Origin of the sequence: Brevibacterium sp. XM4083, assembly GCF_006489205.2 — a bacterium.
Lineage (GTDB): Bacteria > Actinomycetota > Actinomycetes > Actinomycetales > Brevibacteriaceae > Brevibacterium.
Genome location: NZ_VFYR02000001.1, coordinates 13241 through 34182, shown reverse-complemented (window position 1 = coordinate 34182; position 20942 = coordinate 13241). Strand labels below are relative to the sequence as shown.

General features: G+C 69.8%; 17 protein-coding genes. 10 read left to right on the top strand and 7 right to left on the bottom strand.

The features are described 5' to 3' along the window. The first annotated feature begins 71 nt into the window (after positions 1-71). On the top strand, positions 72-1853 hold the full coding sequence (gene phoA / locus FJ887_RS00140) for an alkaline phosphatase (protein ID WP_137826969.1): 1782 nt from the start codon (positions 72-74) through the stop codon (positions 1851-1853). A gap of 362 nt (positions 1854-2215) precedes the next feature. Then, positions 2216-2791 carry a GNAT family N-acetyltransferase gene (locus FJ887_RS00135; protein WP_137826968.1) on the top strand — a complete coding sequence of 192 codons (576 nt, stop codon included), beginning with the start codon at positions 2216-2218 and terminating at the stop codon, positions 2789-2791. 8 nt (positions 2792-2799) lie between these two features. Here the strand turns inward: FJ887_RS00135 and FJ887_RS00130 are convergent, their stop codons facing one another. From FJ887_RS00130 to FJ887_RS00120, 3 genes are all read right to left on the bottom strand, one after another. Next, a complete protein-coding gene (locus FJ887_RS00130; protein WP_137826967.1) occupies positions 2800-3534 on the bottom strand; it encodes an ABC transporter permease in 735 nt (244 codons plus the stop codon). After that, complete coding sequence (locus tag FJ887_RS00125; RefSeq protein WP_137826966.1) at positions 3531-4379, bottom strand: ABC transporter ATP-binding protein; 849 nt, start codon at positions 4377-4379, stop codon at positions 3531-3533. Before FJ887_RS00125 ends, FJ887_RS00130 begins: the two co-directional genes overlap by 4 nt. 214 nt (positions 4380-4593) lie before the next feature. Further along, entirely contained in the window at positions 4594-5256 is a 663-nt protein-coding gene (locus FJ887_RS00120; RefSeq protein WP_171007127.1) for a TetR/AcrR family transcriptional regulator, read from the bottom strand. Between the two features lie 201 nt (positions 5257-5457). On the opposite strand from FJ887_RS00120, the gene FJ887_RS00115 reads away from it, so the two are divergent. Next, the gene (locus tag FJ887_RS00115) at positions 5458-6726 is read left to right on the top strand and encodes a pyridoxal phosphate-dependent aminotransferase (protein ID WP_137826964.1); all 1269 of its coding nucleotides are present in this window, start codon (positions 5458-5460) and stop codon (positions 6724-6726) included. Positions 6727-6736: 10 nt separating this feature from the next. Then, complete coding sequence (locus FJ887_RS00110) at positions 6737-7546, top strand: GH25 family lysozyme (protein ID WP_140955796.1); 810 nt, start codon at positions 6737-6739, stop codon at positions 7544-7546. 376 nt (positions 7547-7922) lie between these two features. On the opposite strand, the gene FJ887_RS00105 is transcribed toward FJ887_RS00110, so the two are convergent. After that, positions 7923-8183 carry a hypothetical protein gene (locus tag FJ887_RS00105; protein WP_137826873.1) on the bottom strand — a complete coding sequence of 87 codons (261 nt, stop codon included), beginning with the start codon at positions 8181-8183 and terminating at the stop codon, positions 7923-7925. Positions 8184-8291: 108 nt separating this feature from the next. Between FJ887_RS00105 and FJ887_RS00100 the strand changes: the two genes are divergently transcribed. Further along, the gene (locus tag FJ887_RS00100) at positions 8292-9191 is read left to right on the top strand and encodes a sulfite exporter TauE/SafE family protein (RefSeq protein WP_137826874.1); all 900 of its coding nucleotides are present in this window, start codon (positions 8292-8294) and stop codon (positions 9189-9191) included. Between the two features lie 500 nt (positions 9192-9691). Continuing rightward, entirely contained in the window at positions 9692-10150 is a 459-nt protein-coding gene (locus tag FJ887_RS00095; protein ID WP_137826875.1) for an RrF2 family transcriptional regulator, read from the top strand. A gap of 196 nt (positions 10151-10346) precedes the next feature. Here FJ887_RS00095 and FJ887_RS00090 read toward each other — a convergent pair whose 3' ends face one another. Then, positions 10347-11348, bottom strand: a complete 1002-nt coding sequence (locus tag FJ887_RS00090) for a LysR family transcriptional regulator (protein ID WP_140955797.1) — start codon at positions 11346-11348, stop codon at positions 10347-10349. A 90-nt stretch (positions 11349-11438) separates the two neighbouring features. Between FJ887_RS00090 and FJ887_RS00085 the strand changes: the two genes are divergently transcribed. Together FJ887_RS00085 and FJ887_RS00080 are read left to right on the top strand one after the other, a co-directional pair. Further along, positions 11439-13028 (top strand): aminotransferase class I/II-fold pyridoxal phosphate-dependent enzyme, encoded by a 1590-nt coding sequence (locus FJ887_RS00085; protein WP_137826877.1) that lies wholly within the window; start codon positions 11439-11441, stop codon positions 13026-13028. A gap of 410 nt (positions 13029-13438) precedes the next feature. Then, on the top strand, positions 13439-14956 hold the full coding sequence (locus FJ887_RS00080; protein WP_250786133.1) for an MFS transporter: 1518 nt from the start codon (positions 13439-13441) through the stop codon (positions 14954-14956). Between the two features lie 234 nt (positions 14957-15190). Here the strand turns inward: FJ887_RS00080 and FJ887_RS18225 are convergent, their stop codons facing one another. Next, entirely contained in the window at positions 15191-16276 is a 1086-nt protein-coding gene (locus FJ887_RS18225) for a GntR family transcriptional regulator (RefSeq protein WP_283202138.1), read from the bottom strand. Positions 16277-16507: 231 nt separating this feature from the next. Between FJ887_RS18225 and FJ887_RS00065 the strand changes: the two genes are divergently transcribed. Both FJ887_RS00065 and FJ887_RS00060 read left to right on the top strand, forming a co-directional pair. Then, complete coding sequence (locus FJ887_RS00065; protein ID WP_137826878.1) at positions 16508-18538, top strand: oxidoreductase; 2031 nt, start codon at positions 16508-16510, stop codon at positions 18536-18538. Further along, complete coding sequence (locus FJ887_RS00060; RefSeq protein ID WP_249356915.1) at positions 18535-19677, top strand: proline racemase family protein; 1143 nt, start codon at positions 18535-18537, stop codon at positions 19675-19677. The genes FJ887_RS00065 and FJ887_RS00060 overlap by 4 nt, the downstream gene beginning before the upstream one ends. A gap of 20 nt (positions 19678-19697) precedes the next feature. Here FJ887_RS00060 and FJ887_RS00055 read toward each other — a convergent pair whose 3' ends face one another. After that, positions 19698-20867 (bottom strand): FAD-binding oxidoreductase, encoded by a 1170-nt coding sequence (locus FJ887_RS00055; RefSeq protein WP_249356916.1) that lies wholly within the window; start codon positions 20865-20867, stop codon positions 19698-19700. Between the last annotated feature and the right edge of the window lie 75 nt (positions 20868-20942).

Sequence of the window (20942 nt, the reverse complement as noted above, 5' to 3'; positions counted from 1 at the left end):
TCTGCGAGTTCCCTGAGTAGGTTGGAATGGCAGATTCGCGCACTCGCGCACCACGATCCGAAAGGACAATCATGGCCAGGAGAACTCTGCGTCTCGCAGCAGCAACCGGCGCGCTCAGCCTCGCGCTCTTCGGTGTCGCCGCCCCCGCCTCGGCGGCCGGCATCGATGAGCCCGGCGGTGCCCGCCAGCTCGACGGCGACATGACCGACTCGATCCGGAAGTCGATCGAGGACGCCGGGGCGAAGAACGTCATCCTCCTCATCGGAGACGGCATGGGCGATTCGGAGATCACCGTCGCCCGCAACTACGCCGAGGGCGCGAACGGCCGCTTCTCCGGCATCGACGAACTGCCGCTGACCGGCAGCTACACGACGTACGCGGTCGACCGGGACACCGGCAAGCCCAACTACGTCACCGACTCCGCGGCGAGCGCCACCGGCTGGGCCTCGGGCGTGAAGACGTACAACGGAGCGCTCGGCATCGACCGCAACGGCACCCCGGAGAAGACCCTCGTCGAGATCGCCCGGGCGAACGGCCTGAAGACCGGAAACGTCTCAACTTCTGAGATCCAGGATGCGACTCCGGCCGCGCAGGCCTCGCACATCTCCGCCCGCGGCTGCTACGGCCCCGAGGAGACGAGCCAGGACTGCTCCGAGGCCGCCCTCGAGAACGGCGGGCTCGGGTCGATCAGCGAGCAGATCCTCAACACCCGCGCCGATGTCACTCTGGGCGGCGGCTCGGCCTCCTTCGAGCAGACCGCGAAGGCCGGTGACTGGGAGGGCAAGACCCTGCGCCAGCAGGCCGAGGAGCGCGGCTACCAGCTCGTCGACGACGCGTCCTCACTCGATGCGGTGACCGAGGCGAACCAGGACGCCCCCGTCCTCGGCCTCTTCTCCGAGGGCAACTTCCCCGTCCGCTGGGAGGGCCCGCTGGCCACCCGCACCGGTGGCGGCGAACCGGCCGCGCAGTGCACGGACAACCCCGAGCGCACCTCCGCCGTGCCCAGCCTCGAGGCGCTGACGACCAAGGCCGTCGACCTCCTCGACAACGACAAGGGCTTCTTCCTCCAGGTCGAGGGCGCGAGCATCGACAAGCAGAACCACGCGGCGAACCCGTGCGGTCAGATCGGTGAGACCGTCGACCTCAACGAGGCCGTCACCGCGGCTCTCGACTTCGCGAAGCAGGACGGTGAGACGCTCGTCATCACGACCGCCGACCACGCCCACACGAGCCAGATCGTCGAGACGGGTTCGACGACGCCGGGCCTGAGCCGCACGCTGGAGACGAAGGACGGCAGCCCGATGACCGTCGCGTACGGCACCGCCGAAGAGGGCAATTCGCAGAGCCACACCGGGTCGCAGGTGCGCATCGCCGCCTATGGTCCCGGTGCCGCGAACGTCGTCGGACTCACCGACCAGACGGACACGCACTTCACGATCCTCGACGGACTCGGCCTCGACCCCGACGCCGAGGTGCCCGGCGACCCGGGTGACGACCCCGCGGGCTCCGATGACTCGAGCGGCACCTCCGAGGGGTCCGCTGACGCCGGCGGGAACGAGTCGAACGGCTCGGCCGATGCCGGCGGATCGGACGCCGGTGGCGATGAGTCGAACGGGAACTCCGATGAGAACGGCGCCGGTGGAGCCGGTGGCTCGGGCGGCGGCTCGGACGGCGGCGAGGGCAACGGCTCCTCCGGCGGCGACCAGGGCCCCGGACTCGCCGGCAAGGGCGGAGGCACCCTCCCGCGCACCGGTGTCGAGATCGGCGCGGCGATCTTCTTCGGTGTCGCCGCGATCATCGGCGGCACCGCCCTCGTCCGCTACGCCCAGCGCCGCAAGCTCATCAACATCTGAGCAGCAGGACGCTCTGACTCAGAGTCCGGGCTGAGCCGAATCAGCTCACGCCTCCGCTCACGGCACGGCCGTCGGCCAGCGGCACGGGTTCCCCGTGCTGTGGGTCGGCGACCGTGCCGTTCGCGCTCCCGCGAGCAGGTGGCCCGGGAAGCTGGGGCGCGTGCCCAGGCACGGTGGGGCGAGTGCCCGGGCACGGTGGGGCGAGCGCCCGGCCTCAGGGTCGGCCGGGGCGAGGCCCCACCCCGACCGAGTGCGCCGTCACGGACCCCTCCGTACGGGCCCCTCGGTACGAATGCCCCATCCCGAATGCACCCCATGTGCGCACCTTGACCCGGGGGTGGCGGCGTGGTTCGGTAGACGACATGACCGACCCTGCGCTCACCGTCCGCACCGCGCGGCTGCGCCTGCGCACCTACCAGCCCTCCGACGCCGAGGCGCTGCTGCCGATCTATGCGCGCGAGGACGTCTCGCGGTTCCTTCTCTGCGACCCCTGGACCGCCGAGGTGGCGCGGACCGAGATCGGCAAGCGGATCCCCCGCACGGGGCTGGCCGGGGAGTCGAAGGCACTCGCCCTCGTCATCGAGACCGACGACGATCATGAGGACTTCGCCGGCTCGACCGTCATCGGCGACATCGCGATCTGGCTCGACTCCGCGGACGAGACGAAGGCGGAGATCGGCTGGGTGCTCAACCCCGCTGCCGGCGGCCACGGCTTCGCCTCGGAGGCGGCGCTCGCCGTGCTCAACCATGCCTTCGACGACGCTCAGCTGCGCCGGGTCGTCGCGCAGATGGATGCCCGGAACACCGCCTCGGCGAAGCTGGCCGAGCGCATCGGCATGAAACGCGAAGCCCACCTGCGCAGGGACTGGTGGTCGAAGGGCGAGTGGACGGACACCCTCGTCTTCGGGATGCTCGCCTCCGACCGCAGGCGGGCCTGAGCGCGCTGTCACGGGGTCCGACGGCGCAGCGTGAGCGAGCCGACGATGATCGCCCCGACGATCCAGCAGACGATGAAGAGGATCCGCAGCCACACCCAGTCGGCGTCCTCGGACCCCGTGGCGACGGCGGTGAGCGCGTCGATCGCGTGCGACAGCGGCAGCCAGTCGCCGATGGTCTCGAGCACCTCGGGCAGCCGGTCCCGGGCGAGGAAGATCCCGCCGAGGAGGATCTGCGGGAAGACGAGCACCGGCATGAACTGGACGACCTGGAACTCGGTGCGCGCGAACGCGCTGGCGAGCAGGCCGAGCGCGGTGCCGAGGAGGGCATCGGCGATCGCGACGACGAAGAGCAGGACCATCGACCCCTCGATCTCGAGTCCGCACACCCAGATCGCGTAGGTCCCGGCGATCGCCGTCTGCACGATGGCGAGGAGACCGAACGCGAGCGTATAGCCGAGGATGAAGTCACCCTTGCCGAGCGGCATCGACAGCAGCCGCTCCAGCGTCCCGCTGCGACGCTCGCGCAGGGTGGAGATGCTCGTGACGAGGAACATGACGATGAACGGGAAGAGCGCGAGCATCGCCGGGCCGATGTCGGCGAAGACCTCGGTCTCGTCGAAGATCCACGCGACGAGGCCGATGAGGAGGCTCGGCACGACGAGGAGGAGCGCGATCGTGCGCGGATCGTGACCGATCTGGAGGAGGACGCGCCCGGCGGTGGCGAGCGTGCGCTGGGCGGTCATCGCGTGCCTCCGTCCCGGCCGGCGGATCGTTCCCGACCGCTGCTCGAGGATCGCCTGCGCCCGCGTCGCCGCGACGGCCTGCGGTGGTTCGCGGCACCGTTCGTAACCTCGCCGAGGAGGTGGTGGCCTCCGGCGCGATCGCGTTCGATGATCGTGAGGAAGGCATCCTCGGCGGTCTCCGCACCTGTCGCGGCGAGGAGGTCGGGCGGGGTGGTGTCGGCGATGATGCTGCCGTCGCGCATGAGGAGGAGCCGATCGCACCGGGTCGCCTCGTCCATGACGTGGCTCGAGACGAGGATCGTCGCCCCGTCGTCGACGAGCCGGCGGAAGATGTCCCAGAGGTCGGCCCGGAGGACGGGGTCGAGGCCGACGGTCGGTTCGTCGAGGATGAGGAGGTCGGGGGTGCCGAGCATCGCCGCGGCGAGGGAGACGCGGTTGGCCTGCCCGCCCGAGAGCGTGCGGGCCAGCTGCCGCGTCTGCCCGGTCAGGCCGGTGCGCTCGATGACGCGGGCGGCATCCGCGGCCGGGGCGCCGACGATGCGCGCGAAGTAGCGGAGGTTCTGCTCGACGGTGAGGTCGTCGTAGATGCTCGCCTGCTGGGTCATGTAGCCGACTCGATGGCGCAGCGCCCTCGATCCGGCGGGCCGACCGAGCACGGTGACGGTGCCGCCGCGGGTGATCTGCATGCCGACGATCGCGCGCATGAGCGTCGTCTTGCCGCTGCCGCTGGGGCCGAGCAGGCCGACGATCGCGCCCGTCGGCACGTCGAGATCGAGCCGGTCGAGGACCGTCGTGCGTCCGCGCCGGACCGTGAGGCCGCGGGTCTCGATGACATTATTCATCATACGATGAATTAGACGCCTCTTCGTCGGAGCCGTCAAGGGGAATCCGTCCGGAATCGGCGCGATCCGGCGGGTACGAGTTGCCATCCGCGTCGGCGCACTGCTCGCCGCATGGCCGTGGAAGGGCTCGCCCCACGACCGTGGACGGGCTTGCCCCACGACCGTGGACGGGCTTGCCCCACGACCGCGGACGGGCTTGCCGTACGACCGTGGAAGGTCAGTCGCGGGAACCGTCGTCGTCGCGGTCCGGGTCGCTGACCTGCGTGTTCCCGTCGATGTGCCGCTGCACGGACAGCGAGGTCCGGGCGATGACCTCCGGCAGCGGCGCCGAGGCGAGCGGTTCGAGGGCGACGACGTGGCGGATGATGAGCACGCCGGCCATCTGACTGAGCACGAGCGAGGACCGCAGCTCCGCCTCGGCGGATTCGATGCCCTCCGCGGTGAGCTTGCCGGTGATCGCCGACCCGAGCTCCCGGACCATGAACTGCCGCAGCAGGCTGCCGGCCGCGGATCCGCCGATGACGGATTTGAGCAGGGTGATGCCGATCGGCCTGATCCTCGGGTCCTCCCAGGCGGTGAGCACCGTGCCGGCGATCGATTCGCCGAGGCGGTCGAGCGGGGCGTCGAGCGCGCGCCGGACGATCCGGTCGGGGCGCACGGGCAGTCTCACCGCCTCGGCGAAGAGGGCAGCCTTCGACTCGAAGTAGTGGTGGACGAGCGCCGGATCGACGCCGGCGCGGCGGGCGATGCCGCGCATCGACGTCGCATCGTACCCGCGGTCGGAGAACTCGTCGGCCGCGGCCTTCGCGATCGCCTGGCGCGCGTCACCGCGCGAGGACTTCGGCGGGCGGCCGCGGCGGCGCGGTGCAGGATCGGACACGGTACTCAGCTTAGTCGCCTGCCGGCAGCCGGGCAGCGGCGCTGCCGGGTCGCCCCGCACGACACGAGCGGCTGCCCAAAGGTCTGCACTTCGGTCCGTCGGGGCGGACAAAGGTGTTCGAAACGCGCCTCTGTTTGGTCGGGAGCACTCAGGTCCGGGCCCTAGCGTGGAAGAGGCAGCAGTCGCCGAAGAAAGGCACACATGTTCAGGCAGTCGTCGAAGCTGGCCAATGTCCTCTATGACATTCGGGGTCCCGTCCTCGAAGAGGCGGAGGCGATGGAGGCAGCGGGACACACGATCCTCAAGCTCAACATCGGCAACCCCGCACCGTTCGGTTTCGAAGCGCCTGAGACGATCGTCCAGGACATCGTCGGTCACCTGCCCGTCGCGCAGGGCTACTCGGAGTCGCGCGGCATCCTCTCGGGGCGCCGAGCCGTCGTCCAGCACTACGAGTCGAAGGGGATCACCAACCTCGACACGCGGGAGGTCTTCCTCGGCAACGGGGTGAGCGAGCTCATCACCCTCTCGCTGCAGGCCCTGTGCAATCCCGGTGACGAGATCCTCGTGCCCAGTCCCGACTACCCGCTGTGGACCGCCTCGGTGGCCCTGTCCGGCGGTACCCCGAAGCACTACCTCTGCGACGACGAGAACGGCTGGCTGCCCGACCTCGAGGATCTCGAGTCGAAGATCACCGAGCGCACGCGCGGCATCGTCGTCATCAACCCGAACAACCCCACTGGTGCGGTCTACCCGCGTGAGACGCTGGCCGCGATCGCCGACATCGCACGCCGCCACCACCTCATCGTCTTCGCCGACGAGATCTACGAGAAGATCACCTACAACGGCGTCGAGATGATCAACATGGCGACCCTGACCGGCGACGACGTGCTGTGCCTGACCTACTCGGGACTGTCGAAGGCCTACCGGATCGCCGGCTACCGGGCGGGGTGGCTCGCGATCACCGGACCCCTCGCCGAGGCGAAGAGCTACATCGAGGGCATCACCCTGCTTGCGAACATGCGGATGTGCGCGAACGTGCCCGCTCAGCACGCGATCCAGGCGGCGCTCGGCGGCAAGCAGTCGATCGAGGATCTCGTGCTGCCGACCGGCCGCCTCGGCGAGCAGATGACCGTCGCCCATGAGGGCCTCAACTCGATCGACGGCGTCAGCGCCGAACGCGCCGACGGGGCGCTCTACCTCTTCGCGAAGCTCGACACCGAGAAGTTCGGGATCACCGACGACGAGCAGTTCGCCCTCGATCTGCTGCGCGAGCAGAAGATCCTCGTCTCCCACGGCACCGCGTTCAACTGGTCGCGGCCCGATCACTTCCGTCTCGTCACGCTGCCGTCGGTCGACGTGCTCACCGAGTCGATCGACCGCCTCGGCGAATTCCTCTCCGGCTACCGGCAGCACGCACCGACGACGTGCGAGCTGCCGATCGTCCGCGAAGTGGAGGGCGCCGCCGGGTAGATTTGGTCCTGTGACCGCACCCCGCCGAGCCCCCACCCCGCCCTGGCGTCGACCGCTTCCCCTCACGGCGATCGCCGTCGTCGTCGCAGTCCTTGCGGTGGCCGTCTGGTGGTTCGCGTGGGTGCCGAACACCCGGCCTGCGCTCGAGCCCGGCGAGGTCCACGCGATCGACGTCTCCAACCACCAGGGCGCGATCGACTGGCGGGCGGTGGCCGCCGACGACATCGCCGCGGCGATGATCAAGGCCACGGAGGGCAACGACTACGTCGACCCCCGATTCGCCGCGAACTGGACGGATTCCGCAACCGCCGGCGTGCGCCGCGGCGCCTATCACTTCTTCACCCTCTGCTCCCCCGGCGCCGAGCAGGCCGAGAACTTCCTCGCCGCCGCCCCTCCCGAACCCGAGGCGCTGGCACCGGCGATCGACCTCGAACTCATCGGCGCCTGTCAGCAGCGGCCGCCGCAGGACGAGGTCGACGCCGAGCTCGAGGACTTCCGGCGCATCGTCGAGGACGCGTGGGGTCGCGAGCTCCTCGTCTATGCGCGCGGATCCTTCACCTCCGACTACACGATCGGGACGCTGGCCGACCGCCCGCAGTGGGTGACGAACTTCTTCGTCCGGCCCGGCGGCGAGTGGACGATGTGGCAGGTCCACTACTTCGCGAACGTCGCGGGCATCGACGGGCAGGTCGACCTCGACGTCCTCCGCGTGACCGAACAGGCCCACGCCCCGCAGTCCTCGCGGGCCTCGCGGGCCCCAGAGGCGCCGCTGTCCTCGCGGGCACCGCAGTCCTCGCGAGCCTCGCAGTCCTCCGGCTGAGGGGGTCGATCCTCCGGCGGTCGGTGGGGACAGCGCGCGGGGCGGGGAGAATCCCGTCGCGGCACGGCGCTGCACCCCGAACCACCCCGCCCACCGAACCACCCCGCCCACCGACACAGTGGCACGACAACTACGCGGTGAACCGACAGTTACGCCCCGAACCTGCGCCTCCCGTGTTCGCGTCGTCGTACTCCGGACGCAGAGTGTCGATGATCGAGGTCGAAATCGACACTCTGCGTCCGGAAGTCCCTGCGTCCCGGGTGGCACCAGGACGGGCACCGACTCCAGGGCGCACGCCGCGCGGATCGCAGCCTGCGTCGGGTCGCCGAGTCACGAGTCGCGGGTCGCGGGTCGCTGCCTGCCTCGCGTCGCCGAGTCACAGGTCGCAGGTCGCCGAGTCACGGGTCGCGGTTCGCGGGTCGCAGGTCGCGGGTCGCAGGTCGCGGATCGCGTTGATAGTTGAGCAATGTGCGCCGCGTTCACGGCGATTGCGCGCCAGGTTCATGGTGATCTGGATGCGAATTTCACCATGAACCTGGCGCAGAACACGGGGATCGCCACGGATGCGGCGCAGAACCGCTGCTCCGTCATGAGCATCTGCGACTCGCTCATCCGCTTCCTCTGCTGCCGCTGTCACAGAAGTTCATAGTGTAGTAATTCACTCAACTTAATGAGTATTGTGTGGGAGGCACGTGAATCTGCTCAACAATCTCACTCAACCTCGCACAACGGAAAGGCGGCCACCATGAGGCAGCTCATCGTCTTAGGCATCGTCGGGCTCATCGCCCAGCTCATCGACGGATCCCTCGGCATGGCGTACGGCGTGACGTCGACGACCCTGCTGCTGGCCACCGGCATCGCCCCGGCGACCGCCTCGGCGGCCGTGCACTTCTCCGAGATCGGCACCTCGCTCGTCTCCGGCATCTCCCACCACAAGTTCGGCAACGTCGACTGGCGCACCGTCCTCATCCTCGCCGTCCCCGGCTTCGTCGGCGCCTTCGCCGGTGCGACGTTCCTCGCCGGACTCAACGGCGACGCCGCCACCCCGTGGATCTCCGGTCTGCTGCTCGCCCTCGGCGTCTACGTCATCTGGCGCTTCCTCGCCCTCGGCGGCGCCCGTCCGACGTTCAAGGGCCGCCCGGGCAAGGGTCTGCTCGTGCCCATCGGACTCGTCGGCGGCGCGCTCGACGCAATCGGCGGCGGAGGCTGGGGGCCGGTCGGCACGACGACTCTCCTGTCCTCCGGACGCCTCGAGCCCCGCAAGGTCGTCGGCTCGATCGACACGAGCGAATTCGTCGTCGCCGTCGGCGGATCGCTCGGCTTCCTCTTCGCCCTCGGCTCTCAGGGCATCGAGTGGTCGATCGCGGGCGCTCTGCTCGTCGGCGGCATCATCGCCGCACCGTTCGCGGCGTGGCTCGTGAAGATCCTTCCGGCCAAAGTCCTCGCGATCGCCGCCGGCGGCATCATCATCCTCACGAACGCCCGGACGATCGCACTGGCCCTCGGTGCGTCGACCCCCGTGGTCTCGACGATCCTCGCGGCGCTGGCACTCGGGTGGATCTCCCTGCTCATCCACGTCGTCCGCCTCGAGCGCAGGGCCCGTCGCGCAGAGGCCGCAACCGAACCCGTCGGCGCCGAGGCCTGAGGCCACGCCTGCCACCCCCTCCGAGGGGTCGGCCGGGCTGGGGTCAGTCAGGCTCAGGTCGTCCGGGCTTGGATCAGTCAGACTCGGGCCGCCCAGGCTCGGGTCGGCCAGGCCCAAGACGGCCGGACTCGCGGGTCGGCCGGGCTCGGGTCGGCCGGACTCAGATCAGCAGGGCTCGACTCGGCTGGGCTCAGGTCGTCCGGGCTTGGATCAGTCAGGCTCGGGCCGCCCGGGCTCGGGTCGGCCGGACTCAGATCAGCAGAGCTCGGGTCGGCCAGGCCCAGGTCGGCCAGGCCCAAGCCGGCCGGGCTCGGGTCGTCCCGGCTCAGGCCTGCCAACCTCGGATCAGCCAGCCTCGCGGGTCGGCACGACCCGCGAGGCGTCAGAGTCGGCGCCACGGTGAGTCAGCCCGACACCACCGCACTGCGCCTGTCGTGTTCCGCACCCTCAGGCGGCAAGACAGGGTGCTACCGAACCGCCGTGCGCGGTAGCATATCGGGATGCGGGTCACGACGAAATCCGACTACGCGCTGCGCGCGCTCATCGAGATCGCCGGCGCTGTCGACGGCGATCCCATCAGCGCCGACGAACTCGGACGCCGGCAGGACATCCCCAAAGGCTTCCTTCAGTCGATCCTCGCCGACCTCCGTCGCGCGGGGATCCTCGTCTCCGTCCGCGGAAAGTCCGGAGGGTGGCGGTTCTCCCGCCCAGCCGCCGAGGTGACCGCCGCCGACGTCATCCGCGCCGTCGACGGCCCCCTCGTCTCCATCTACGGCCAGCGGCCCGAGGCCGTCGAATACGATGACGCCGCCGAATGCCTCCAACAGGTGTGGGTCGCCGCCCGTTTCGCTCTGCGCGACGTCCTCGAGAAGGTGACGATGGCCGACCTCGCGGTCAAGACCCTGCCCCCGGAGATCACGGACAGAGTCGCGATCGAAGACGCCTGGCAGCCGCACTGAGAGCCACCTCGTAGTCCGACTGCCTACCGCCGAGGCGGTCCGCCCGGGTGGTCCCCACACCGGCGTCGCGCTCTCAGGCTTGCGATCCGCAGCCCGACCGCCCCGACTCCCTCACCGCGGTCCGACTGCCCCCGCCGTGACTGCAGTGCGCGGTCCGACCGCCCAGCGCCGGGGCCGCAGTCCCATTCCTGACGGCCTACCGCCAGACCGCGGTGACGGTGCGGACGTCAGCGACCACCTCGGCGACGGCGGCGGAATGGGCGGCGACGATCGGATCGTGTCGCGCAGACTTCTGCCGCGGGCCGAGCTGCGGAGCCCGGGAGACGAGGAGGACGTCCCGCCGGGCGGCCGACAGGGGCATCGGGACGATCTCGATCTCAGGGTCGGTGGGCAGTGAGGACTCGGGGATCATCGCGATCGCCAGACCCGCGGCGATCATCCTGTTGATCGCCGCGTAGTCGTCCATCCGCATCCCCACCCGGGGTTCGAAGCCCGCGGCCAGGCAGAACGCTCGGATCACCTCGTCGATGGCGTCGCCGGGATCGATGCTGAACGCCCACGACTGCGTGACGAGCGCCGCGAAGTCGGGCAGCCCGTGCGGATCGATCGGCACCGGTCCCACGGCCTTGGGCACGCAGAGGAAGAGCTGCTCGGAGTAGAGCTTCCGCGCCGTGAGGCTCGGCGGGATCCACACCTTGTCGACATCGGTGGAGACGAGGAGTGCGAGGTCGAGATCGCCGGCCTCGAGGCGCGAGACGAGCTTCGCGTGCTCGTCCATCGTGACGTCGAGGGCAGCCCCGAGCACCGTCGCCGACGCATCGTCCCCGACCTGCCACCGCGGACGCTTCTGCAGCTCGTGGTGGAGCAGCGGGATGACGCGGGCGCCGACGGTGGGCACGGCCCCGATCTTCACCGGCACCGCCTGCGAATCCCGCCACAGCGCGACTTCGTCGACGAGGCGGTCGGCGAGACCGAGGATCTCCACTGCCCGCGTGACGACGAGGCTGCCGACGGTCGTCGGATGCGAGCCGCGGGGAGTGCGTTCGATGAGGGTCGCCCCGAGCGCGCGCTCGAGATTCGCGAGGTGATGGTTGACGGTCGGCTGGCTCCAGTCGAGCCGCGTCGCCGCTGCCGCAACCGATCCCGCATCTGCGACGGCGCGCAGCGCGACGAGTCCGCGAGTGTCCAGGACTTCCATAGCTCTCCCTCGATGAGTTCAATACTGACTATAGAGCAGGAGAGGAAACTTGCTATTCTCCCCAACGCCGGTGTTCCCTACCCTGAAGGCATGACCGTGCACCAGGACTCCGCCATGCCCGCGACACCCCACGAGGGCGATCGCGCGCGCACTCACGCCCCTTACGCCGACGCTCTCGCGAAGGCCGCCGCCCGCAACCCCCTGCTTCTCCAGACTCCCGGTCACGGCGGCAACGGTGACGGCATCTCCGCAGGTCAGGCCGACTTCTTCGGCGAGAACGTGCTCGCCCTCGACATCCCTCCGCTCTTCGACGGCATCGACCTCGGCGTCGACACCCCGAAGGACGAGGCCCTCGAGCTCGCGGCCGAAGCGTGGGGAGCCCGCCGCACGTGGTTCCTCACGAACGGCTCCTCGCAGGGCAACCGGATGGCGGCGCTGGCCATCGGCACCCTCGGCTCGGGCGTCGTCACGCAGCGCAGCGCCCATTCGAGCTTCATCGACGGCATCGTCCTCGCCGGACTCAACCCGCGCTTCGTCTCACCCAACGTCGATGAGGTCAACGGCATCGCCCACGGCGTCACCCCCGACTCGCTGCGCCGCGCGATCCGCAGCCACCCGGAGACGGTCACGGCCGTCTATCTCGTCACCCCGAGCTACTTCGGTGCGGTCGCCGACGTCGCGGCCCTCGCCGAGGTGGCCCACGAGGCCGGCGCGATCCTCATCGTCGACGCGGCATGGGGTGCGCACTTCGGCTTCCACCCCGACCTCCCGGCCTCCCCGGTCACGCTCGGCGCCGACGTCGTCATCATGAGCACCCACAAGCTCGCCGGCTCGTTCACGCAGTCCGCGCTCCTCCACCTCGGCGACACCGAGTTCGCCGACCGCCTCGAACCGGCACTCGCCCGCGCGTTCATGATGACGGCCTCGACGAGCGAGAACGCGCACCTCATGGCGTCGATCGACATCGCCCGCCGCGACCTCGTCAACTCCCATGACGCGATCACGGAGTCGCTGGCGAACATCCGCCACGCCCGCGCCCAGATCGAAGGGTCGGAGCACTACCGGCTGCTCTCGGCCGACTTCCTCAGCTCCCCGGACGTCGTCGACATCGACCCGTTCCGCCTGCCCATCGACATCACCGCGACCGGCCTCGACGGGCACACCGTCCGCAAGCGCCTGGCCGAGGACTTCGGGATCTTCGCCGAGATGGCCACGGCCACGACGCTCGTCGCGCTCATCGGACTCGGGAAGTCCCCGGACATCAGCCGTCTCCTCGACGCCCTCGAGCAGCTGCGCCTCGAGAACGCCGAGGCCGGTATCCACGCCGAGGTCGACGGGTCGATCGAGCAGATCACCGCACCGGCGTCCGAGGACGACGCTGCGGTCGAGATCCCGCCGCTGCCGGCGGCGGGCGACCTCGTCATGCTTCCGCGCGATGCGTTCTTCGCGGAGTCCGAGGTCGTCTCCGCCGCCGAGGCGGCCGGCCGGATCAGTGTGAGTTCGCTCGCCGCGTATCCTCCCGGGATTCCCAACGTCCTGCCCGGTGAGGAGATCACCCAGGAGACGATCGACTTCCTCCAGGCGGTTGCGGCCAGCCCTTCGGGACACGTGCGCGGCAGCGTCGACCCCGAGCTCGCGAACTTCCGGGTCGTCGTTCCCTCGCATGCTCACGACGCCTGACGGCGACAGCATCCACCACATCGACGGCGCGCACGCCGGGGCGGGAGTCCCGGCGTGCGCGCCGCTGTCGTCAACCGGGCGACCACCTCGGCGAGGGCCTTCCCACTCTTCGGGAGCCGGGACGGCGGCAGGCTTCCCTGACGGAATCATTCGTTTCACCATGTGACCCCTGTCACAATTCGGACGTGAATAGGATCACGGCGATCTCCATGGCGACACAGCGCCGCTTGCCGCATGAGAACACCGAAGCGCGGGTGCGAAATCCGCATCGGACGATCCGCCTTCTGCGTGATCTGGTTCACAATTGCTGTTGACAGTGCTTGCGCACAGCGCAAAGATGAACTCCATTGCCTTGACGCCGCCGGCCGTTGCCGCGGCGTTTTCATCTCAGTCAACGTGAGGAATCAGCAATGACATCCGGCCACACCGAACCGAGCGCGGAGAGCAGAAAGCCCTTCCGCATCAAGCGGCGGTCGACGAAGAAGAAGCGCTTGGAAGCCGACGACTGCATCGTCGTCGAGCCGAAGTCCATCCGCACCGCGATCGGCGGCACGACCGTCGGCAACTTCATGGAATGGTTCGACTTCGGCGTCTACGGCTACCTTGCCGTGACGATGACCGCCGTCTTCACCGAGGGCATGGATCCGCAGATGGGACTGCTCGTCACGCTGCTCGGTTTCGCCGTGTCCTTCCTCGTCCGCCCGCTCGGCGGCATGGTGCTCGGACCGCTCGGTGACAAGATCGGACGCCAGAAGGTCCTCTTCTTCACCATGGCGACGATGGCGACGGCCACGGCGCTCATCGGCGTTCTGCCCACCGCCGCTCAGGTCGGCCTGTGGGTGATCATCCCCCTCTACATCCTCAAGATGATCCAGGGCTTCTCCACCGGCGGCGAGTACGCCGGTGCCACCACCTACGTCTCCGAGTTCGCCCCCGACAAGTCCCGCGGCTATTGGGCCGCCTGGCTCGACGTCGGCTCCTACCTCGGCTTCGCCGCCGGTGCCGGCACCGTGGCCATCACGAGCGTGGTGACCACGAGCATCTGGGGCGAGAACGCGATGGTCGACGGCGGCTGGAGGATCCCGTTCCTCGTCGCCATCCCGCTCGGTGTCGTCGCCATCTGGTTCCGGATGAAGATCCCGGAGACTCCCGGCTTCGAAGCCGCTCAGGAGGAGGGCCTCGTGACGAAGAGCGCGGACGATCCGTTCGCCCGCCACGGCCTCATCGGCGTCGTCCGCCACTTCTGGAAGGAGATCCTCATCGGCATCGCCATCGTCGCGGGATCGCAGACGGTGGGCTACGCGCTGACGAGCTTCATGCCGACCTACCTCGAGGAGACGGTCAAGGTCTCGAACATCCAGGCCGCCGTCGTCACCATCCCGGTGCTCGTCATCATGTCGATCTGCCTGCCGCTCATCGGTCGGCTCTCCGACAGGCTCGGCCGCCGGTTCGTCTTCGGGCTGGCCGCAGGCATGACGATCGTCCTCATCGTCCCCGCCTTCGCCGTCATGCAGATCGGCGAGATGTGGGCGGTGACAATCGCACTGTTCATGGTCGCGCTGCCCGCGGCGTTCTACATCGCATGCCTCGCCTCGACCCTGCCGGCGCTGTTCCCGACGGCGTCGCGCTACGGCGCGATGGGCCTGACGTTCAACCTCGGCGTCTCACTGTTCGGCGGCACGACGCCGCTGTTCAGCCAGGCACTCATCGACCTCACCGGGAACTCGTACATGCCGGCGTTCTACATCATGTTCTTCTCGGTCATCGCGCTCGTCGCCGTGTTCTTCATGCGCGAATCCGCGCACCGGCCGCTGCTCGGGTCGTTCCCGACGGTGTCGTCGCGCGAAGAGGCCGTCGAGCTCGCCAAGGGCCAGGACGAGAACCCCGACATCGACCCCGAAACTATGCCGATCGGCGCCGGGAAGTGAGTACGTCGACGACGCTCAGTCAGAGCTGGTGATCTGAACTGAAGGGACGAGGCATCGTCCGAGCAGACGCGGTGTCGTCCTAGCGCGTGCGGCCCCGTCCGGGACGGCCCGGCTGCGTCTGAGCAGACTTCGCTGACGTGACCAGGCACGACGGACCAGCACAGGGCATCGCCCCTTCCGCGCAGTGCGCGCGGGAGGGGCGATGTCGTGTGCTGAGAGGTCCGGCGGTGCCGTTCACTCCGAGACATCCGAGGCCGAAGCCTCGGTGCGCTTGTAGAAGTAGAGGTTGCGGGTGACGAGATCGGCGACCGCGTCGGGCTGGTTCGCTTCGATGAGGTCGACGATGTCGATGAGCTCCTTCGCCGAGGTGACTGCGACGCTCTCGACAGCACGTCCCCTCACCGAGGCGTCCGAGCTATCAGCTCCGACCCCGGCGCCTGTCCCCGCGCTGCGGGATCCCGCTCCTGGAGTCGCGTGGGCGCCGGTTCCCGCTCTGCCGGATCCCGCGCCGCTGGACCTCGCGCTGCCGGGTCCCGCGTCGTCAGTTCCCGCGCCGCTGGATCCCGCGCTGCCGATCTCCGCTCCGCCGGGTCCCGCATCGCTGGATCCCGCGCCGCCGGGCCCCGCGTTCGCCGTCGGGAGATGACCGATCCGGGACTGGTCGCGCAGCCGCAGGCTGATCTCGGCGGCACGGCGTCCGAGCCCGAACGCGAGGAGCGACTCGTGGAACCGGCGGTCATGGGTGTAGAAGGCGACGAGGTCGCCGGCAACGGCCGCGGCCACCGTCGCCTCGGCATGGGTGCGCAGCCGACGCAGCTGATCGCGGATCGCCTCGCCCGTCCCCGCAAGGGCGCTGTCTCCCGTCCCCGCAAGGGCGCTGTCTCCCGTCCCCGTGGGGACGTTTCCGCCACCGCTTCTCCCGTCGGCGCCCTCGAGGTCGACGGCCCCAGAACCGCTGGCACCCGCAGCCGACCCCGCACTGCCCTCGCCCGCAGCAGACCCGGGCCCCGCCTCGGCGAGCCGATCGCACAGCTGCCGCACCGCAGGCACGGCGAGGAGGACGCGGATGCGGATGATCTCCTCGAGGTCGGCCTCGGTGATCGGGACGAGGCGGAAACCCCGGTTGGGCACCGCCTCGACGGTGCCTTCGGTGACAAGTGCCATCATCGCCTCACGCACCGGGCTGAGCGAGATGCCGAGCTGCTTCGCAAGCCCGGCGGCCGAATAGATCCGATCCTCGGCGAGCTCGCCCGTGGCGATCGCGTCGCGGATGATCGAGAGCGCATGCTCACGCAGCGAAGGCTGCTTCGCTCGGTCCATGCCATCGCCCCCTGCCGTCCTCTCCTGCCAGAACTATTGACAGCATAGCCCGGAGAATCCACGATGGAAGACAGGTAGTCGGTAATCGATTACCTACCAATCAGTGTGAGAACTGCAGCCCACACCAGTACTGCAGCCCGCACCAGCCCGACAATCCGTTCCAGCCCCGCGGCCCGCCTCATTCCGGCACCCCGCTCCGGCTCTGGAACCCGTTCCTGCGATGGAGGAGGAATGGACGACCCGCTGCTCCAGCCGTACGACCTCGGCGGACTCACCCTGCGCAACCGCATCGTCTCGACTTCGCACGAGCCCGCCTACACCGAGGGCGGCATGCCGACGGACCGGTACCGGCTCTACCACCGGGAGAAGGCGCGCGGCGGTGTCGGGCTGACGATGATCGGCGGGTCCGCGATCGTGTCGAAGGACTCACCGGCCGCGTTCGGCAACATCGACCTGACGACGGACGAGGTCGTCCCCTGGCTGAGCGCGATCGCCGAGGACTGCCACGCCGAGGGCGCCGCGGTGATGATCCAGGCGACGCATCTGGGGATGCGCTCGTCGAACTTCGCCGGGGACTGGCTGCCGCTCGTCTCGCCGTCGCGGACCCGGGAGCCCGCGCACCGGTCGTTCACGAAGGCGCTAGAGGACTTCGACATGGACCGGATCGTCGCCGACTTCGCGGCCGCGGCCGCTCGGGTCGCCGCGGCCGGGTTCGACGGCCTCGAGATCATGCACGCCGGCCACCTCCTCGACTCCTTCCTCGCGTCCTGGCTCAACGAGCGCACCGACGAGTGGGGCGGCGACCTCGACGCGCTCATGCGCTTCCCGCTGCGCGTCATCGACGCCGTCACCGCCGCCGTGCCCGCGGGCTTCCTCGTGGGCATCCGGATGGCCGTCGACGAACTCCGCGACGACGGGATGCGCGAGGACCGGGCGACCGACGTCCTCGAGACGTATGCCGCCCACGGCATCGGATTCCTCAATCTCAACGTCGGCACGATCAGCTCCGATCGGGTCCTCGCCGAAGCGATCCCCGGGATGGGCACGCCCTCGGCACCGTGGCTCGAGACGTGCCGTCGGATCCGCAAGGCCATCGACATCCCCGTCCTCCACGCCGCCCGGATCGCCGACGTTCCGACCGCGCGCTACGCGATCGAGGACGGCTGCCTCGACCTCGTCGGGATGACGCGGGCACAACTGGCCGACCCCCACCTCGTCGCGAAGATCACCGAGCACCGGGAGGACGACATCCGCCCGTGTGTGGGCGCGAACATGTGCCTCGACAGCATCTACACGTCCGGATCGGCGACGTGCATCCACAACCCCGCGACCGGTCGCGAGGCCGACCTGCCGCAGGAAGTGCCCGCGCGCTCCGTCACCGAGGCCAAGCACGTCGTCATCGTCGGGGCCGGTCCCGCCGGCCTCGAAGCCGCCCGCGTCGCCGCCATCCGCGGACACCGGGTCACCGTCCTCGAAGCCGATTCCGCGCCCGGCGGTCAGGTCCGCATCGCCGCCCGGTCCGAGCGTCGCCGCGACCTCATCGGGATCGTCGACTGGCGGGTCCAGCAGTGCCGCAAGCACGGCGTCGATCTGCGCCTCAACACCTATGCCGACGCCGAGGCGGTGCTCGGCCTCTCCCCCGACGTCGTCATCGTCGCCACCGGGGGCATCCCCGACTCCGGCGACCTCGCCGCGTTCGACGTGTGGGACGTCATGGACGATCACCTCCGCGGTCGGCAGCGCGTTCTCGTCTTCGACGACCACGGGGCGTACCCGGCCCTCGACGCCGTCGAGCGGCTCGCCCGCGCCGGCCAGCACGTCACCTATGTCAGCCCGGAGCGGACGATCGGCATCGACGTCGGGTCGATGAACTCCCCGGCCTACCTGCGGACGTTCTCCGAATGCGGGGTCGAGGTCCGCCTCGGCGAGCGCCTGACGGCGACGCAGCCGCACGGCACCGGGGTGCGGGCGGTTCTCACCAGCGAATACTCGGACCTCGAGGCGGAGATCGAGACGGATGCCGTCGTCGTCGATCACGGGACGCTGCCCAATGACGAGGTCTACCTCGAGCTGCGTGACCGGGCGTCCAATCGTGGGGAGATCGACCTCGCTGCGTGGGTGCGCGGGCAGCCGCAGCCGGGTCCATCCGCCGAGGTGACCGGGTCGTTCGCGCTCTACCGGATCGGTGACGCGGTCGCCTCCCGCAATGTCCATGCCGCCGTGCTCGAGGGCCTGCGGGTCGGGATGGGGCTGGGTCGATGAGCAGGACGGACGACGACCGGGGAGAGCGGAGCGCCATGGGGACCGTGACGACGGTCGACTACCACACGGCCGGTGAGCCGTTCCGGATCGTGCCGGAGCCCCCGGTCGACATTCCCGGGACCACCGTCGCCGACCGGCGGGCGTTCGCGATCCGCTCGGCCGAGGTCGACGGACTGCGGCAGCTCCTCTGCTTCGAACCGCGCGGACACGCCGATATGTACGGCGGCTTCCTCGTCCCACCCGATGACGACGGCGCCGACTTCGGCGTGCTCTTCTGGCACAAGGACGGGTTCTCCACCGCGTGCGGGCACGGCACGATGGCCCTGGGCGTCTGGGCGATCGAGTCGGGGCTCATCCGGGCAGACGATTCCGGGACCACCGAGGTCGTCATCGACGTGCCCTCGGGCAGGGTCCGGGCTGCGGTGCACACGGACGAGACCGGCGGGGTGACCTCGGTCGACTTCGTCAATGTGCCCAGCCGCCTCGTCGCCACCGGCCTCCCGGTGACGACGGCACGGGGCGAGGCCTCCGTCGATCTCGCATGGGGCGGGGCGCTCTATGCACTCGTCGACGGGGATGCGCTGGGGATCACGGTCGAACCGGACCGCCTCGGCGAGCTCATCGCCCTCGGACGCGAGGTCAAGGCCGCACTCGCCGGGCATCCGGCCACCGCGCACCCGAGCGATGACCGCCTCAGCGGCGTCTACGGGACGATCATCGTCAACCGGCTCGGCACCACCGACGATGGTGAGGTCTGGCATCGCAACGTCACGGTCTTCGCGGACGGTCAGGTCGACCGCTCACCCTGCGGTTCGGGGACGGCCGCGCGCATCGCAGCGCTGAGCGCGACGGGCGAACTCGACTCGGGGCAGACGCTGCTCCACGAATCGATCGTCGGCACGCGGTTCCGGGCCAGGGTCCTCGCCGAACTCGACGGCGGTGACGGCAACGGGGACAGTGACGGCAGCAGGGAGGCTGGGCGGACTTCCGGCAGCGGGGCCGGCTGGGGAGCCGGGACCAGCTGGGGCACTGCCGGCGGCGTCGTCCCTCTCGTCACGGGCACCGCCCACCGGGTCGCGACGTGCACCTTCGAGGTCGACCCGCGGGACGATCTCGTGCCGGGATTCGTGCTGCGCTGATCACCGCTCGATGACGCTGGTCACCGCTCGATGACGAGGTCGCTGAGCGGCGTCGAGCAGCACGGCAGGAACCTGCCGGCCGCGATTTCCTTCGGACGGATCCCTCCGGCGTGGCGCATGTCGACCTCGCCGCTGAGGAGTGTCGACTTGCACGTCCCGCACATTCCCGCTCCGCACGACGAGGGGACAGGCAGACCGGCGGCGGCCGTGGCCTCGAGGACGGTGGTTGCGACATCGCATTCCACCCGGGTGCCGCTCGACGCGAAGTCGATCGCAAACGTCGCGCCGGGCGCGACCGGGACCACCGACTGCTCGGCTCGGCGCCTGGCCAACCGGGCAGTGGGTGCGGAGCCGAAGACGAACGACTCTTCGTGCACTCTCCGGGCACCCACCTCGGCGAGGAGCGGACGCACGGCGTCCATGTACCCGACGGGGCCGCACACGAAGGTCTCGCGATCGCAGGCATCGGGGGCCGCCTCGGCGAGGATCTCCCGGCCGATCCGCCCGCGCGGGCCCGTCCATCTCTCCGCGGCCGCATCCCGAGAGCAGTGCACGACGACGCGGACTCCCGGGACGGTGGCGAGCTGGTCGAGCTCGGCCCGGAAGACGATGTCCTTAGGTGTTGAGGCGCTGTGGATGAGGACGATGTCGACGGGGTCCGGCATCCGGTGGGCCAGGAGTGCGCGGATCATCGACATGATCGGGGTGGTCCCCGAGCCCGCAGAGACGAAGAGGTGCTTGTCCGCAGGGTGGAAGCTGGTGCTGAAAAGTCCGTAGGGGCCGTCGACGTGGAGCCTGTCGCCGATGCGGAGGACGTCGTGGAGATGCGTCGAGACGGCACCGCCGGGCACGCGCTTGACGGTGAGGGTGAACGTGTTCGTGCCGAACGGCGCCGAGGAGATCGAGTAGCAGCGCTCGAGACCGAGCTCGGGCACGCGCACCGTGAGGTACTGCCCGGGTTCGAAGTCCGCGGAGGTGAGCCACGGTGCGCGGAGTTCGATCGTGATGATGTCGTGGGTGACTCGGGTGATCCCGACGCATTCGGCGAGACCGGTGATGCCATCGGCCTCTCCGGCCATCGTCGCGGTTGCGACGGCACCGATCGCGGCAGCGGCGGCACCGGGCGCGGTTGCGACGGCACCGGGCGCGGCAGCGGCGGCACCAGGCGCGGTTGACTCAGCGGTGCTCACTGCGACGGCACCTGCGGCTGCCGCGGCAACCGACGATGCGGAGGCCCCCACACCCGCACCCCGCGCCGGCACGCG